Origin of the sequence: Collimonas pratensis, assembly GCF_001584185.1 — a bacterium.
GTDB lineage: Bacteria > Pseudomonadota > Gammaproteobacteria > Burkholderiales > Burkholderiaceae_D > Collimonas > Collimonas pratensis.
On sequence record NZ_CP013234.1, the window covers coordinates 2,134,147 to 2,150,404 of the forward strand.

Here is a 16,258-nt window from a genome sequence, read left to right on the forward strand (position 1 = left end):
AGCAAGGTAGATAAATAATACATATGATGCAGTCAACTTTCCCTCTTCTCAGCCTCGCGATCTGGTGTCCGGTCGCGTTTGGTATCCTCGTCCTGGCAGTCGGCCGCGACGACAATCCAACCCTGGTGCGCTGGCTTTCGCTGCTGGGCGCGGCGGTCAGCTTCGTGGTCACCTTGCCGATCGTGCGGCAGTTCGACAACGGTTTCCTGGGCATGCAGTTCGTTGAAAAGTCGGTATGGATCGACCGCTTCAACATCAATTATTTCCTCGGTATCGACGGCCTCTCGCTGTGGTTCATCCCGCTGACCGCCTTCATCACGGTGCTGGTGGTGATCGCCGCCTGGCAAGTGATCGAGAAGAAGGTCGCGCAGTACATGGGCGCTTTCCTGATCCTGTCGGGCCTGATGATTGGCGTCTTCTGCGCGCTGGACGGCATGCTGTTCTACGTCTTCTTCGAAGCGACCCTGATTCCGATGTTCATCATCGTCGGCGTCTGGGGCGGCAGCAACCGGGTGTATGCAGCGATCAAGTTCTTCCTGTACACGCTGATGGGCTCGCTGCTGATGCTGGTGGCATTGCTGTACCTGTACTTTCATTCCGGTACCTTTGAAATCCTGACCTGGCACCAGCTGCCGCTGGACATGTCGGAGCAAATCCTGATCTTCCTGGCCTTCCTGGTGGCGTTTGCCGTCAAGGTGCCGATGTGGCCGGTGCATACCTGGTTGCCCGATGCCCACGTGGAAGCGCCTACCGGCGGCTCCGTGGTGCTGGCCGCCATCATGCTGAAGCTGGGCGGCTACGGCTTCCTGCGTTTCTCGCTGCCGATCACGCCTGACGCCAGCCACTACCTGGCCGGCTTCATGATCACCTTGTCGCTGATCGCCGTGATCTATATCGGCCTGGTGGCGCTGGTGCAAAAAGACATGAAGAAGCTGATTGCTTATTCGTCGATCGCGCACATGGGCTTCGTCACGCTCGGCTTCTTTATCTTCAACGACATCGGCCTGCAGGGCGGCATCGTGCAAATGATTTCGCACGGCTTTGTGTCTGGCGCGATGTTCCTGTGTATCGGCGTGCTGTACGACCGCATGCATACCCGTGAAATTTCCGCTTACGGCGGCGTCGTCAACGTCATGCCGCGTTTCGCTGCCTTGTTCGTGCTGTTCTCGCTGGCCAATTCCGGCTTGCCAGGTACGTCCGGTTTCGTCGGCGAGTTCATGGTGATCCTGGGCGCGGTCAAGTTCAATTTCTGGATCGGCCTGCTGGCAGCGACTGCGCTGATCCTCGGTGCGGCTTACTCGCTGTGGCTGGTCAAGCGCGTGGTGTTCGGCGCCGTCACCAATTCGCATGTGAAAGAAATGCTGGACCTGAACAAGCGTGAGTTCGCCATGCTGGGTATCCTGGCGATTGCCGTCATCGCAATGGGCCTGTATCCGGCGCCGTTCACCGATGCGATGCAAGTGTCGGTTGCCGATCTGCTGAAGCACGTGGCGATCACCAAGTTAAATTAACAAATTGCGGGACAGAGGCGCACGGCGAGTGTTTGAGAGTCGCTGAAGCGTGGCGAATTACACTACTCGTGCAGCTCTGTCCTCAACTGACTAGAAGCGCAGCGTACAAAATAAGTGGCAAATAAATGAATAACATGAATCTGATCCCTGTTTATCCGGAAATCTTTCTGCTGATCGCGACTTCGCTCGTGCTGCTGATCGATATGTTCGTTTCGGATGCCAAGCGCCACATCACCTATTACCTGACGCTGGCCGTACTGGCCGTGTGCTTTGTATTGACGCTGGGCGCATTCGAAAGCGGGGAGACGGTCTTTACTTTCCACAACATGTTCGTCTCGGACCCACTCTCCAGCTTGCTGAAGCTGGTTTCCTACGTGGCGGTGGCGATGACCCTGGTCTACTCGCGCAGCTATGTCAGCGAACGGGCGATGGTTGGCGGCCACCTGGGCGGCGAATTCTATCCTTTGGCCTTGTTCGCTTTGCTGGGCCAGATGGTGATGATCTCCGGCAGCAATTTCCTCAGCATCTATCTGGGCCTGGAACTGATGTCGCTGTCGCTGTACGCGATGGTCGCTCTGCGCCGTGAAAACACTTCGGCTACCGAAGCGGCGATGAAGTATTTTGTGCTGGGCGCGATGGCTTCCGGTTTCCTGCTGTACGGGATGTCGATGCTGTACGGCGCCACCGGTTCGCTTGACCTGGTGGAAATAGCGCGCGCTACCGATTCCGGCAACATCAACCAAACCGTGCTGGTGTTCGGCGTGGTGTTCATCGTCTGCGGCCTGGCGTTCAAGCTGGGCGCCGTGCCATTCCACATGTGGGTGCCTGACGTCTATCAGGGCGCACCGACCGCGGTCACCCTGTTGCTCGGCGGTGCACCTAAGCTGGCGGCTTTTGCGATCTGCTTCCGTCTGCTGGTGGAAGGCTTGCTGCCGCTGGCAGAGCATTGGCAGCAGATGCTGATTGTGCTGGCGGTGCTGTCGCTGGCGATCGGTAACATCACTGCGATTGCCCAGACCAACATCAAACGCATGCTGGCTTACTCGACCATTTCGCACATGGGCTTCATGCTGCTAGGCCTGTTGAGCGGCGTGGTCGACCACAACCTGTTTTCGACTTCGAACGCCTACAGTTCGGCCATGTTCTATGCGATCACCTATGTCATGACCACGCTCGGTACTTTCGGCGTCATCATGCTGCTGTCGCGCGCCGGTTTTGAAGCAGAAAACATGGACGACTTCAAAGGCTTGAACCAGCGCAGCCCATGGTTTGCCGGCGTGATGCTGGTGCTGATGCTGTCGCTGGCGGGCATTCCGCCAATGATGGGCTTCTACGCCAAGCTGTCGGTGCTGCAGGCCGTGATCGGCACCGGCCAAGTCTGGCTGGCGGTGGTGGCCGTGCTGTTCTCGCTGATCGGCGCCTTCTACTACCTGCGCGTGATCAAGATGATGTATTTCGACGAGCCGCAAGACCGTGCGCCTATCGTCGCCCACGCCGATGTGCGCGTGCTGCTGAGTCTGAACGGTATTGCCGTGCTGGTGCTGGGCCTGTGGCCTGGCCTGCTGATGGATGCCAGCAACCTGGCTATCGTCCGCACCCTGGCCGGTTTCATCGCCCGCGTCACTTCCTAAGCGCGTGAACGTTTCTCTCTCCAGCCTGTTCGTCATCCTGCTTGCGCTGCTAGCGGCGAACCTGCCGTTCTTTAACGAACGCTTGTTCGCGCTGCTGCCGGTCAAGTTTGGCGGCCAGGCGGCAGCCAAGCCGATCTGGGTGCGCCTGCTGGAGTTGTTTGCGCTATATGCGCTGGTCGGTCTGTGTGCCCGCATGCTGGAAGCAAATATCGGCAATACCTTCGCGCAAGGCTGGGAATTCTATGCGGTCACTGGCTGCATGTTCCTGGTGCTGGCCTATCCAGGCTACGTACTGCGTTATCTGAAGAAACATCGCTGAAGCCGGGTGGGGCGCGCATGCGCCTCCGTCTGCCGGTACCGTCTCATGCGGCGCAGCACAGCCAGCGCCCGCAGGTATTACAATCCCACACTAGTCCGCTTGTCTCGTTAGCCACCATTTCGCCGGAGCGTTTGCATGGATAGTCACCTGAAAGAAACCCAGATCGCCACCGCCGTCGCCTATGACGGCCATTTCCTCAAAGTGCAGCGCGACAAGGTAGAACTGCCGGACGGCAAAGCCACCACCCGCGAATACATCAAGCATCCCGGCGCCGTCGTCATCCTGCCTTTGTTTGAAGACGGCACGGTGCTGCTGGAGCGGCAATACCGCTATCCGCTGGAGCGCGTTTTCATTGAGTACCCGGCCGGTAAAATCGACGAAGGCGAGGATCACCTGAGCTGCGCCAAGCGGGAGCTGCTGGAAGAAACCGGCTATACCGCCACTGAGTGGCAGCACGTCTGCACCATCCACAACGCCATCGCCTATTCCGACGAGCACCTGGAACTATTCCTGGCACGCGGTCTGGTCGCGGGCGAGCGCAAGCTCGATGAGGGTGAATTCCTGGACGTCTTCAAGGCGCCGCTGGCGGATATGCTGAGCTGGGTGAGGGAAGGCAAGGTCACCGACGTCAAAACCGTGATCGGCACTTTCTGGCTTGAAAAGATCGTCGCCGGCGATTGGAAGCTTCCTTAAGCACCGTAGGGTGGGCAGGTTTTCTTGCCCACGCGGTAGCGGACCGCATCCACGTGGGCACAGGTGCCCACTCTACATTTGTCTCCTTTAATATACCGTACAGATCACCAGCTCCGGATCCGCATTCAAGCGGATCGGCAAAGTGCTGCATCCTACGCCCCGGCTCACGATCAGGCTGCCGTTGTGCTCTATCTCGTGACGGCCAAAGTGGTACTTCCGGCAAAGCGGACCGTGTGGCACCAGGACGGGCGTGCCGTCTGCAAAGGCGACCTGGCCGCCATGCGTATGCCCAGCGAAGCTGAGATCGAAGCGCTGGCCGTCCAGCAGCAACAGGCCGTCTGGTGCGTGCATCAGCAGTATGCGTATTTCCCCGGCATCGCCGACCGTTTGATGTATATCCGGGGTGCCGGTCCAGGGATCGTCCAGGCCGCAGATCGAGACGGTTTCATAGGGCGTCGGCAGCGGACAATTGCGGTTGATCAAAACCTCGACGCCAGCTTCCTCCAGAATCGCAGATAGCTGCGTTTCGTCCGCCCACAGATCGTGGTTTCCCATGACCGCAAATTTCCCGTAGCGGGGCTGGACAGCAGCCAGTCCTGCTTTGAGCGCCCTGGCGTAATGCGCAGGCCCAGAAACAAAATCCCCGCCTAGCAGCAGTACGTCTGGCTGCTGGCGATGGATTTCATCGAAAAGATCTGCGAATATCTGCGGGCTGGTAGTCGGGCCGGTGTGGAAGTCAGACGCAAATCCTATGCGCAGCGGCGTCGCCAGCCGTTTGCCCGTTTCCAATTCCACGCTGTAGTGCGACACGCCTAGTTTGCCGTGCAAGCCAAGCCGATGACTCAACTTGGCGAAGAAGCCGTTGAGCAGCAGAAGATTGAGCGTACGTTCGCTCAGCCTGCGTGCCGGGTAGTTGTGTTTGCCGCGCCAGCTTGTCATCGGATAGCTATGAAAAAGGCCGCATGCGCAGCCTTTGGGTTGGGATCACATATTCGGATAGTTCGGCCCGCCGCCGCCTTCCGGCGTCACCCACACGATATTCTGGGTCGGATCCTTGATATCGCAGGTCTTGCAATGCACGCAGTTCTGCGCATTGATCTGCAGGCGTTCGGTATTGTCTTCGTTGGTGACGAATTCATACACGCCGGCAGGGCAGTAGCGCGCTTCCGGGCCGGCATAGTCGCGTAGGTTGACGTTGACCGGTACGTTCGGATCTTTCAGGGTCAGGTGGATAGGCTGGTCTTCGGCGTGGTTGGTGTTGGAGATGAACACCGACGACAGGCGGTCGAAGGTCAGCTTGCCATCCGGCTTCGGATACTTGATCGGCGTGTAGTTGGCGGCCGGCTTCAGGCATTCGTGGTCGGCGTGGGTATGGCGCAGGGTCCACGGCGCTTTGCCGCCGAACACCACCTGGTCGATGCCGACCATCAGGGTGCCGAGGTAGAGGCCCTTGCTCATCCATGGCTTGAAGTTGCGCGCCTTGTGCAGCTCTTCATGCAGCCAGGATTTCTCAAACGCTGCGCTATAAGCTGTCAGTTCGTCGAACTGGCGATTGTTGCCCAGCGCTTCAAAGGCGGCATTGGCGGCCAGCATGCCGGTCTTGATGGCGGCGTGGCTGCCCTTGATGCGGCTGGCGTTGAGGAAGCCGGCGTCGCAGCCGATCAGGGCGCCGCCCGGGAAGGTCAGCTTGGGCAGCGATTGCAGGCCGCCGGCGGTGATCGCGCGGGCGCCGTAGGAAATCCGTTTGCCGCCCTGGAAGAATTTGCTGATTTCCGGGTGCGTCTTGTAGCGCTGGAACTCTTCGTAAGGCGAGAGGTAGGGGTTTTCGTAAGCCAGGCCGACCACGTAGCCGACCGCGACCTGGTTGTTTTCCAGGTGGTACAGGAAGGAGCCGCCATAGGTCTGGGTATCCAGCGGCCAGCCGGCGGTATGCACCACCAGGCCTGGCTGATGCAGCTTGGGATCGATTTCCCACAGTTCCTTGATGCCGATCGCGTAGGTTTGCGGATCCTTGCCCTTGTTGAGGTCGAATTTCGCCATCAATTGTTTGCCCAGGTGGCCGCGCGCGCCTTCGGCGAACAGGGTGTACTTGGCGTGCAGTTCCATGCCGAGCTGGAAGGCGTCGGTAGGCTGACCATGGCGGTCCACACCCATGTTGCCGGTGGCGACGCCCTTGACCGAGCCGTCTTCGTTATAGAGCACTTCGGCAGCCGGGAAGCCAGGGAAGATTTCCACGCCCAGGGTTTCCGCCTGCTGGCCCATCCAGCGCACCACATTGGCCAGCGAGATGACGTAATTGCCATGGTTCTGGAAGCAGGCCGGCAACATCCAGTTGGGTGTCTTGTAGGCTTTTTTCTCGGTCAGGAACAGAAAACGGTCTTCGCTGACTTCCGTGGTCAGCGGCGCGCCCAGTTCTTTCCAGTTGGGCAGCAGTTCGGTCAGCGCCTGCGGGTCCATCACGGCGCCGGAGAGGATGTGGGCGCCGATTTCGCTGCCTTTTTCCAATACACAGACGGACACTTCGCGACCTTGCTCTGCGGCCTGCTGTTTGAGGCGGATCGCCGCTGCCAGGCCGGCAGGGCCGCCGCCGACCACCACCACGTCGTATTCCATTGCTTCGCGCGGACCGTATTGTTCTAGGAGATTTTGCTGGTTCTGCCCTGGGGTTGGAGTCATTGTCTCTTTACCTATCATTAATTTTTCGAACGGATGTGCTAATTGTCCGGGATTTTGCGGCAGAATGCTAGGCTTCCTCAGCGGTTAGTGTTGTTCCTCGCATGCCGCGGAGGCCCTCACGCCGAGCTCGCTTGCGGCCGCTGGAAGGCAGATCACCACAGTATTCACGAAAGTTGAAATAATGGAAACCAGAAAACACGTCCACACCACCAAGATTGCCATGCGCTGGGGCGATATGGATGCGCTCGGCCACGTCAACAATACGATTTATTTCCGCTATATGGAACAGGCGCGCATCGAATGGCTGCAAGAGATCGGCAGCGATTTCGATTCCCGCCACGGGCCGGTGCTGGTCAATGCGCAGTGCAGTTTCTTGCGGCAATTGAAATATCCCTGCGAAGTGGAGGTCAAATCCTACATCGGCGCCGTCGGCCGCTCCAGTTTCGAAGCGAGCTATGAAATCCGTCGCGCCGACATGCCGGACGTGGTATTTGCCGAAGGTAGCGCAAAGATCGTCTGGATCGATTTCGATCTGGAAAAATCCATGCCTTTGCCCGACGATCTGCGCCAGTTGCTGACGTCGCCAGTCTGAGCGTTCGTTAAACCGGCTCGGCCTGGGTGATCCCGAGCAAGCGATGCACCAGTTCGCTGGAAGTCGAGGCGGCGAACTTCTTCATCAGGTTGGCCCGGTGCATCTCCACCGTGCGCGGGCTGAGGCCGATCTGCTTGCCGATCAGCTTGCTGGTCTTGCCTTCCACCAGCAGCGCTGCAATCTCGCGTTCGCGCGGAGATAATACAGCTGAAGCCCGGCGTTTTTCACTCAAATCCTCGAAAGTCCAGATGCCGGAGGCGTGCGTATCGTGCGGCACCAGCGCGTGGCCGGTGACATGGCACCAGAACAACTCGCCGCTGGCGCGCCGCATGATCCGTTCGTCGGAATAGATACCCTTGGCGTTCATGATCGGCACGATACGGGCGCCGGTGCGCTCGAACTCATCCTGGGTGGGATATAGCAGCTGAAACGACTGACCGTTCAATTCTTCCTGCTGGTAGCCGAACATGCGGGCCAGGGCCAGGTTGCACACCTGCATGATGCGGCGTTCCGACACGCACATGCCTATCGGTGCATGGGCGAAAATGGTCTGGTAATCGATGGCAGAATTAGGCAATGGCACTGGCTGCAGCGTGAGTTCGTAGTTTTACGGTATTGTTGGATGTGTTACTTCGTCATATGCTAACAGACCAAGGGCAGAGCAATCAGAGCAATAATAGCTAGTTTACACAAACAGGAGGCAAGGCATGAACAAAGTTTATCCTGACGCGGCAAGCGCGTTGGCCGGCATAGTCAAGGATGGCCAGACCATCGCCGTAGGTGGTTTTGGCCTGTGCGGCATCCCTGAGGCGCTGATCCTGGCGTTGCGCAATTCCGGCGTGAAAGAGCTGACGGCGATTTCCAACAACGCCGGCGTCGACGGCTTCGGCCTGGGCCAATTGCTGACCACCCGCCAGATCAAGAAAATGATCGCTTCCTACGTCGGCGAAAACAAGGAATTTGAACGGCAATACCTGGCCGGCGAACTCGAACTCGAATTCACGCCGCAGGGCACGCTGGCGGAAAAGCTGCGTGCCGGCGGCGCCGGCATCCCGGCCTTCTTTACCAAGACCGGCGTCGGCACCCTGGTTGCCGAGGGCAAGGAAATCCGCGAATTCGACGGCGCCAAGTATGTGATGGAGCGTTCGCTCGTGGCAGACGTCTCGCTGGTCAAGGCCTACAAGGCGGACCGCAGCGGCAACCTGGTGTTCAACAAGACCGCCCGCAACTTCAATCCGAATGTCGCCATGGCCGGTAAAATCACCGTGGTGGAAGTCGAACATCTGGTTGAGGTGGGCGAGATCGATCCGGACCAGGTCCATACGCCGGGCATTTTTGTGCACCGCATCGTAGTCAATGCGAACCCGGAAAAGCGTATCGAACAGCGTACCGTTCGCCCTGCAGAATAAACAGCACCGAGACCAGGAGAACAACATGGCATGGACACGAGATGAAATGGCCGCGCGCGCGGCAAAGGAATTGCAAGATGGTTTTTACGTCAACCTCGGCATCGGCTTGCCGACCCTGGTTGCCAATCACGTACCGAAGGACATCGAAGTCTGGCTGCAATCGGAAAACGGCCTGCTCGGCATCGGCCCGTTTCCGACCGACGACAAGGTCGACGCCGACCTGATCAATGCCGGCAAGCAGACTGTGACTTCCTTGCCGGGATCGGCTTACTTCAGTTCGGCCGATTCCTTCGCCATGATACGCGGCGGGAAGATCAATATCGCGATCCTGGGCGCCATGCAGGTGTCCAAGAATGGCGACCTGGCCAACTGGATGATTCCAGGGAAACTGGTCAAGGGCATGGGCGGCGCAATGGACCTGGTGGCCGGCGTCGGCCGCGTGGTAGTGCTGATGGAGCATGTGGCCAAAGCCAAGGACGGCACCACTTCGCACAAGATCCTGGAAGCCTGCAACCTGCCGCTGACCGGCGTCGGCGTGGTCAACCGCATCATCACCGACCTCGGCGTGCTGGACGTGACGCCGCAGGGCTTGAAAGTGATCGAACTGGCGTCGGGCGTCAGCCGCGAAGATATCGTTGCGCAAACCGGTGCGGAGCTGGACCTGAGTGCATTGCACTAAATATGTAGGGTGGGCACGCTTTTGTGCCCACGCTGTAGTGCTATCCGCGTGGGCACAAAAGCGTGCCCACCCTAGCTCTTGGCAAGGATAGTCTCTCCTTTAGTCGCAGAGAAGTCTGAATAACTCTAAAAAAGCGGCGCCTGATACATTGATCAGGCGCCGCTTTTTCTTTACCTGGTCCCATTTGCTCCCCCTTATGTTGAAGCTAAGGTGCAAGGGTAGGGCCATATGCGATAAGATGTTGTATATCCGCAAATCAAACGCGTTGTTCGCTGCGCGCGTGCCAGCAAGCCTTAACTGAAACGGGGTACCAATGACCATCGCCACCCACAAGTCTGTTCAATGCATTTCTCCCGCCGGCCTGCACAAGATGGCCTACCAGGAATGGGGCGATCCGCATAATCCGAATGTATTGCTGTGCCTGCACGGCGTGACCCGCGTCTCCGATGATTTCGACCAGCTGGCGCGCGCCTTGTGCGATACCTATCGCGTGGTCTGCCCGGACGTGGTCGGCCGCGGCCGTTCCGATTGGCTGCGCGATCCGCAATACTATGTGCTGCCGCAATACCTGAACGATGTGGTGACCTTGCTGGCCCGCCTGAATGCTGAAACCGTGGACCTGGTCGGCACTTCGATGGGCGGCCTGATCGGCATCGGCCTGGCGTCGCTGCCGGACAATCCGCTGCGCAAGCTGGTGCTCAACGATGTCGGCCCGACCCTGAATGCGGATGCAATGGGACGCATCGGCGAATACATCGGCGCCGACATGCGCTTCCCGACATTTGACGAAGCCGCGGCCTACGTGCGCGCCATCTCGGCATCGTTCGGCCCGCACACCGACGCCGAATGGCGCAAGCTGGCGGCCGACGTCCTGCACCAGAACGCCGGCGGCGAATGGACCCGCCACTACGATTTGAAACTGGCCGAGCCGTTCAAGTCGACCACACCGGAAATCTTCAAGTTGTCGGAAACGCTGCTGTGGAGCGCCTACAAGGCGATCACCTGCCCGACCTTGCTGGTGCGCGGCGCCCAGTCGGACCTGCTGTCGCCGGAAACTGCGCAGCTGATGACGCAGTGCGGCCCCAAGGCCAAGCTGGTCGAGCTGGCCGGGGTCGGCCATGCGCCCACTTTGCTGCATACCGACCAGATTGAAGTTGTCAGCGATTTTCTGCTTGGCTGATTTTTTACCATTTATTCTTACAGGAGATGACCCATGGCTATCCAGCGCCTGCATGTCGGCAAGAGACTTTCAGAAGTCGCCATCCATAACGGTACCGTGTACCTGGCCGGCCAGCTGGCCGAAGACACCACCCAGAACATCGAAGGCCAGACGCGCGAATCGCTCGGCCACATCGACCGCCTGCTGAACGAGGCCGGCAGCGACAAGCATCACATCCTGTCCTGCCAGATCTACCTGGCCGACGTCAAGGATTTCGATGGCATGAACCTGGTCTGGGATGAGTGGGTCTCGGTCGGCAATGCGCCGCCGCGGGCCACGGTAGAAGCTAAACTCGCGCGTCCTGAAATCCTGATAGAAATTATCGTGGTCGCTGCGCAAAAATAAAGATGCAAGCATGGTTTCGCTCACTGCAACACAACGCGCTACGCAAATCCAGCTGTGCACCACCGGCCTGAGTGAGGCGGACAGCGCGCGCGTGCTCGATGCGCTGGCGTTTGTCGAGCCGATATACGCCGACAACGTCATCACCACCGGCCAGAGCACGCTCGATTTTTCGCAAGGCGTGGCCAGCATCCTGGCCTTGCTCGATACCGATGTTGAAACCCGCATCGCCGCCTTGCTGTTCGAGTTGCCCTTGCTGGACGCCAGCTACGCAGACACCATCGAGCAGCGCTTTGGCAAGGAAATCTCCGACCTGGTCAGCGGCATCCGCCAGCTGATGCGTTTGCACGGCTTTACCTTCGGCCTGCCGCAGGAAGTCATGCGCGGCAAGAACGCCGCGCAGCAGGCTGCCAGCCAGGTGGAAACCCTGCGCAAGATGCTGCTGGCGATGGCCACCGACATGCGGGTAGTGCTGGTGCGGCTAGCTTCGCGCGTCACCGCGCTGCGCTATTTTTCCGAACAAAAAATGGAAAACGAGCGCACCAGCCAGTATGCGCGCGAGACGCTCGACCTGTACGCGCCGCTGGCCAACCGCCTCGGCATCTGGCAGCTCAAATGGGAGCTGGAAGACCTGTCGTTCCGCTTCATCGATCCGGTCACCTACAAGCGCATCGCCAAGATGCTGGAAGAGCGCCGCATCGAGCGCGAGGGCTTTGTCGACGCCGCCATCACGCGCTTGCGCAGCGAGCTGGCGGCGGCCGACATCAAGGCCGAAGTGTCGGGCCGGCCCAAGCACATCTTCAGCATCTGGAACAAGATGCAGGGCAAGGACCTGGATTTTTCTGAGCTGTACGACGTCCGCGCTTTCCGCGTGATCGTCGACGACGTCAAGACTTGCTACACGGTGCTGGGCATCGTCCATAACATCTGGGTGCCGATCCCGAAAGAGTTCGACGACTACATCTCGCGGCCGAAGCAGAACGGCTACCAGTCGCTGCATACGGTGGTGCTGGCCGACGACGACCGTGCCCTCGAAGTGCAGATCCGCACCAACGAAATGCACCATTTCGCCGAATATGGGGTGGCCGCGCACTGGCGCTACAAGGAATCCGGCAGCTCGAATTTCTCGGCGCAGAAATACGACGAGAAAATCGCCTGGCTGCGCCAGCTGCTGGCCTGGAAAAGCGAAGTGGTGGATGCCGTGGTGGAGCACGAGGACAGCCGCCGCGAGTGGCTGGAAAAGCTCAAGCAAGCCACCCTCAACGATCACATCTACGTGCTGACGCCGCAAGCGCGCGTGATTGAATTGCCGAGCGGCGCCACGCCCATCGATTTCGCCTATTACCTGCACACCGACGTCGGCCACCGCTGCCGCGGCGCGCGGGTGGACGGCAGCATGGTGCCGTTGAACACGCCGCTGAAAAACGGCCAGACGGTGGAAATCATCACCGCCAAGAATGCTCCCGGCGGCTCCGGTCCATCGCGCGACTGGCTGACGCCGGGCTACGCCGCCAGCGCCCGCACCCGTTCCAAGGTGCGCGCCTGGTTCAACGCCATCGAACAGCAGGAAACCCTGGCCACCGGCCGCAGCCTGCTGGACAAGACTCTGCAGCGCGAAGGCAAGACCGCGGTCAACCTGGAAGAACTGGCGCGCAAACTGGAATTCGCCAAGCTGGAAGATCTGTTGCTGGCGCTAGGCAAGGACGAGTTCAGCCTGCGCCACGTCGAACAAGCGCTGCACGACGACCCCAGCATCAAGCCGCTGGAAAACAGCAGTGAATTTGAAGAAGCGGCGATCACCCGCAAGAGCCGCGCCTCGAGCGTGGTGCACGGTGGGAAGTCCGGCGTGCTGGTGGTCGGCACCGACGGTCTGATGACGCAGCTGGCCAAGTGTTGCAAACCGGCGCCGCCCGATCCGGTGGTCGGCTTTATTACACGCGGGAAGGGCGTCTCAATCCATCGCGAAAACTGCAAGAACTTCGCCGAGATGCGCATCAAGGCGCCGGAGCGGGTAATCCAGACCACCTGGGGTGCGCAGGAGGCCGAGACCGTCTACCCGGTCGATATCTTCGTGCTGGCCAGCGATCGCCAGGGCTTGCTGCGGGATATCTCGGAAGTGTTCTTGCGCGAAAAAATCAACGTCATCGGCGTCAGCACGCAAAGCGCCAAGGCCCATGCACGGATGGCGTTCACCGCTGAAATCGCCTCTACAGCCCAGCTGCAGAAGGCGCTGACCGTGATTCGCGAGGTAAAAGGGGTGCTGGAAGCCAAGCGCCAATAAACCCGGCGCAACGGGCGCGGAGAGGGGCTTCAGCTTTCTCTTCGCGCCTGCTTTATTTTCCGGAAAGTTTATGTCATAATGGCGGCCTCTCCGGGAGGTTAGCTCAGGGGTAGAGCGATCGCCTCACACGCGATAGGTCACAAGTTCGAAACTTGTACTTCCCACCAGAATTCCTGTTTTAAATCAATAAGTTAAGCCAGCACTGAAAATCTCTGGAACAGTTCAGCGATATTTCGTCAATATGAGCGGCCATTTCGCTCATTCTTTGTCATCTTCCTTGTAAACATCCCTCAAGTCTTTTGGCGCTGCCATTTCTGGAGCGCGCGTTTGTTATAGCAACACCCGTTCCCTGGCTTAGTGGGCACTGGGAGGGCGGAACGACGCGAGTTCAAGCTCGAGGGGTTCTCCTATCCATTGAGCCGAAATGGTGTGATCAGCCAGATCATCGCCGGAGAGTGGATGCACGAGCGCCCTTAATCCTGATGACGCGATGATGGGGAGAACTGCCTCAAAATTTTCCTTTGCAATATGAATGACGAATTGGGGAATTGGATGCGGGATCACCTTGCTGTCTCGCAGCTGACCGATAAAATGGATCGGAGAACTGTCGCCAGGCTTCGTTAATTCGCTTAAACGAAAATGAAGTACTTCTGCGATCGTGCGATTTTCGGGTTCGTAGTAAATGTGTGCGTGGTAAAGAGCGGCTTTGTTGTCCATGTCGTTTCCATTTTGTAGGTTGTGAAGACATGGAGCATGTTATCTACTCAGTGGCCTTGCCGACAAACGCATACTTTGCGCGACATTTGTGAATTCAATTCACAAATGTGCGTCGTTGCTCATGGTCGGGAATCTTCAAAGGAAGTCACCTCGGATATCAGCCAGTCGCGAAACTGCGCAGCTTCTTCAGACAAGGTCCCGCGCGGCGCCAGGATCCAGTAGCCGATGCCGTTCATCGGTACTGCCGGCCCCAGCGGCTGGACCAGGCGGCCGCTTTGCAGGTGCTCGGCGATCAACGCTCCTCTGCCCATTGCAATGCCTTGCCCCGCAAGTGCCGCTTGCAGGACGATGTTGTAATCGCGCAGCGGGGTCTTGCGCGCAGAAGCAAGGTCAACGCCGTTCATGTGCGACCATGCCTGCCACTCGTATTCCACTTTTGCATTTGCCATCAGCAGATTGAGGGCGGCCACATCTGCGGGTTCGGATAATTGCGGATGTCGCTTGAGATAGGCTGGGCTGCAGACAGGTGCGAGACGTTCCAGCATCAGGCGTCTTGCCTCGACGTCGGGCCAACCGCCGCGACCATAGCGAATCGCAAGCTGGTTGCCGCTGGCAGAAAAATTGGTCAGCTCCACGCTCGGGTCGAGTCGAAAATCGATATCCGGATGCGCCTCCGTGAAACTATCCAGACGCGGCATCAGCCAGTTGGAAGCGAATGAGGCAAGCAGGCTGATGCCTAGCGATGCGCGCGCCGCTTGCCCGATCTGCCTGCTCCCCTCTGTCAGCAGAGCGAAGACCTGCTTGACTGTCTGCAGATAAGTCTCGCCGGCAGCGGTCAGCGTAATCGTGCGTGTGCTGCGGCGGAACAGGGCGGCGCCGAGCTCATCTTCCAGTTTGCGTATCTGATGGCTGATGGCGCTGGGGCTGATCGATAATTCGTGTGCCGCCTTGCTGAAGCTGGAAAGGCGGGAGGCGGCCTCGAAGGCGCGCAGGCTAAGTAAAGAGGGGAAGCGTCGCATATTGGCTAGGGTAAGGATGGCGTCGGAAATGGTCGGCGGGCAGTATCCAAAAACTCGGCGCTGCAATAACGTGCAACGGTAAACAGTCACAGTATCCTACACGCTGAAATTATCACTGAATCGACGTTGTCAGGACAGTGGGGGCACGATAAACTCCTGCCATGTCCTCCCCAGCTCTTTTCATCATCGCCTCCTTGATCTGGGGCTCCACATTCTGGGCCATTACTTTGCAGCTGGGCGAAGTCGCGCCCGCTATCTCGGTCCTGTATCGCTTCGGCTTGGCTTCGGCCATCTTGTTCGCATTGTGCTACCTGCGCGGGGAGCGTTTGCGCCTGCCCTGGAAAGCCCAGTGGTGGGTGATGCTGCAAGGCTTTGCCAGCTTTGGTCTGAGTTATATGTGTACTTATAGCTCGGAACAGTATCTGGTGTCTGCACTCGTGAGCGTCTTGTTCGCGCTGATGGTGTTCTGGACGCCGATCTGCAACCGCATCGCTTTCGGCGCCAGGCTGACTTGGCGCGTCTGGTGTGCGGCAGCTGTGGCGATATGTGGCGTGGCCTTGTTGTTTTCCCAGTCGATTGCTGCTGCGTGGCGGGAAATCATGGGTGGCGGCAGCGGCCATTTCCTGATCGGTTTCGCGCTGGCGCTGGCTGCCACGCTTGCCAGTTCGGTCGGTAATACGCTGGTAATCAAGGTACGACAGCAGTCGTCGAACGTCATGCTGACGATGGCCTGGGCCATGCTATGGGGTTGCGTGCTGGTAGCGCTCTGGGCCTTGGTCAGCGGCCAGCCTTGGCGTCTGCCGTCCAAGCCGCGTTACTGGATAGGCTTGTTTTATCTTGCCATTTTCGGATCCGTGATTGCATTCAATGCCTACTTCACGCTGATCGACCGCATCGGCGCGCAAAAAGCGGTGTATATCGGTGTCGTCACGCCAGTCATTTCGGTGCTGCTATCGATACAAATGGAACATTACCGCCCCGGTCCTATTGAGTGGGTCGGAATGATCTTGTGCCTTTCAAGCGTAGCTTGGGCGTTGAAATCGCCGTCCGTAGACCGCACCGCGCCGAAGCCAGTCGGCACCATCCCGGTCAACGGCTCCCGGGAAACGTCTTCTATTGGGGAGTCATCGCATCAATTAAGCTGAGCGATAAATAGAGGGGTTTGGTCCG

At 58.8% G+C, this 16,258-nt stretch carries 16 protein-coding genes and 1 tRNA gene; 12 read left to right on the plus strand and 5 right to left on the minus strand.

Features of this window, described 5'->3' with window-relative positions; translation table 11 throughout:
* The first annotated feature begins 23 nt into the window (after positions 1-23).
* The 4 genes from CPter91_RS09760 (at position 24) to CPter91_RS09775 (ending at position 4,154) form a co-directional block, all read left to right on the plus strand.
* Entirely contained in the window at positions 24-1,511 is a 1,488-nt protein-coding gene (locus CPter91_RS09760) for an NADH-quinone oxidoreductase subunit M (protein ID WP_061939711.1), read from the plus strand.
* 125 nt (positions 1,512-1,636) lie between these two features.
* Positions 1,637-3,142 (plus strand): NADH-quinone oxidoreductase subunit NuoN, encoded by a 1,506-nt coding sequence (gene nuoN, locus CPter91_RS09765; protein ID WP_061939713.1) that lies wholly within the window; start codon positions 1,637-1,639, stop codon positions 3,140-3,142.
* A gap of 4 nt (positions 3,143-3,146) precedes the next feature.
* Positions 3,147-3,461, plus strand: coding sequence for a DUF2818 family protein (locus tag CPter91_RS09770; RefSeq protein ID WP_061939715.1), 315 nt, complete (start codon positions 3,147-3,149; stop codon positions 3,459-3,461).
* A 135-nt stretch (positions 3,462-3,596) separates the two neighbouring features.
* Positions 3,597-4,154: an NUDIX domain-containing protein gene (locus CPter91_RS09775; RefSeq protein WP_061939718.1), complete on the plus strand. Its 558-nt coding sequence runs from the start codon at positions 3,597-3,599 to the stop codon at positions 4,152-4,154.
* An 87-nt stretch (positions 4,155-4,241) separates the two neighbouring features.
* Here CPter91_RS09775 and CPter91_RS09780 read toward each other — a convergent pair whose 3' ends face one another.
* Both CPter91_RS09780 and CPter91_RS09785 read right to left on the minus strand, forming a co-directional pair.
* Positions 4,242-5,093, minus strand: a complete 852-nt coding sequence (locus tag CPter91_RS09780; RefSeq protein ID WP_061939720.1) for a metallophosphoesterase — start codon at positions 5,091-5,093, stop codon at positions 4,242-4,244.
* Between the two features lie 45 nt (positions 5,094-5,138).
* Positions 5,139-6,830 carry an electron transfer flavoprotein-ubiquinone oxidoreductase gene (locus CPter91_RS09785; protein ID WP_061939722.1) on the minus strand — a complete coding sequence of 564 codons (1,692 nt, stop codon included), beginning with the start codon at positions 6,828-6,830 and terminating at the stop codon, positions 5,139-5,141.
* A gap of 181 nt (positions 6,831-7,011) precedes the next feature.
* Between CPter91_RS09785 and CPter91_RS09790 the strand changes: the two genes are divergently transcribed.
* A complete protein-coding gene (locus CPter91_RS09790; protein WP_061939724.1) occupies positions 7,012-7,422 on the plus strand; it encodes an acyl-CoA thioesterase in 411 nt (136 codons plus the stop codon).
* Between the two features lie 7 nt (positions 7,423-7,429).
* Here CPter91_RS09790 and CPter91_RS09795 read toward each other — a convergent pair whose 3' ends face one another.
* Positions 7,430-8,005 carry a LuxR C-terminal-related transcriptional regulator gene (locus CPter91_RS09795; RefSeq protein ID WP_082792748.1) on the minus strand — a complete coding sequence of 192 codons (576 nt, stop codon included), beginning with the start codon at positions 8,003-8,005 and terminating at the stop codon, positions 7,430-7,432.
* 124 nt (positions 8,006-8,129) lie between these two features.
* Between CPter91_RS09795 and CPter91_RS09800 the strand changes: the two genes are divergently transcribed.
* The 6 genes from CPter91_RS09800 to CPter91_RS09830 all read left to right on the plus strand — a co-directional run bounded on the left by CPter91_RS09800 (position 8,130) and on the right by CPter91_RS09830 (position 13,519).
* Complete coding sequence (locus CPter91_RS09800) at positions 8,130-8,831, plus strand: CoA transferase subunit A (protein WP_061939728.1); 702 nt, start codon at positions 8,130-8,132, stop codon at positions 8,829-8,831.
* A 25-nt stretch (positions 8,832-8,856) separates the two neighbouring features.
* The gene (locus CPter91_RS09805; protein WP_061939730.1) at positions 8,857-9,510 is read left to right on the plus strand and encodes a 3-oxoacid CoA-transferase subunit B; all 654 of its coding nucleotides are present in this window, start codon (positions 8,857-8,859) and stop codon (positions 9,508-9,510) included.
* 313 nt (positions 9,511-9,823) lie between these two features.
* Positions 9,824-10,690, plus strand: coding sequence for an alpha/beta fold hydrolase (locus tag CPter91_RS09815; protein ID WP_061939734.1), 867 nt, complete (start codon positions 9,824-9,826; stop codon positions 10,688-10,690).
* Between the two features lie 33 nt (positions 10,691-10,723).
* A complete protein-coding gene (locus CPter91_RS09820; protein ID WP_061939736.1) occupies positions 10,724-11,074 on the plus strand; it encodes a RidA family protein in 351 nt (116 codons plus the stop codon).
* Positions 11,075-11,084: 10 nt separating this feature from the next.
* Entirely contained in the window at positions 11,085-13,352 is a 2,268-nt protein-coding gene (locus tag CPter91_RS09825) for a RelA/SpoT family protein (RefSeq protein WP_061939738.1), read from the plus strand.
* A 92-nt stretch (positions 13,353-13,444) separates the two neighbouring features.
* Positions 13,445-13,519: transfer RNA gene (locus CPter91_RS09830), tRNA-Val, on the plus strand.
* A 187-nt stretch (positions 13,520-13,706) separates the two neighbouring features.
* Here the strand turns inward: CPter91_RS09830 and CPter91_RS09835 are convergent.
* Both CPter91_RS09835 and CPter91_RS09840 read right to left on the minus strand, forming a co-directional pair.
* Positions 13,707-14,069 (minus strand): DOPA 4,5-dioxygenase family protein, encoded by a 363-nt coding sequence (locus CPter91_RS09835; RefSeq protein WP_061939740.1) that lies wholly within the window; start codon positions 14,067-14,069, stop codon positions 13,707-13,709.
* Between the two features lie 119 nt (positions 14,070-14,188).
* Complete coding sequence (locus CPter91_RS09840; RefSeq protein WP_236905998.1) at positions 14,189-15,088, minus strand: LysR substrate-binding domain-containing protein; 900 nt, start codon at positions 15,086-15,088, stop codon at positions 14,189-14,191.
* 161 nt (positions 15,089-15,249) lie between these two features.
* On the opposite strand from CPter91_RS09840, the gene CPter91_RS09845 reads away from it, so the two are divergent.
* Entirely contained in the window at positions 15,250-16,233 is a 984-nt protein-coding gene (locus CPter91_RS09845) for a DMT family transporter (protein WP_061939742.1), read from the plus strand.
* Positions 16,234-16,258: the final 25 nt, after the last annotated feature.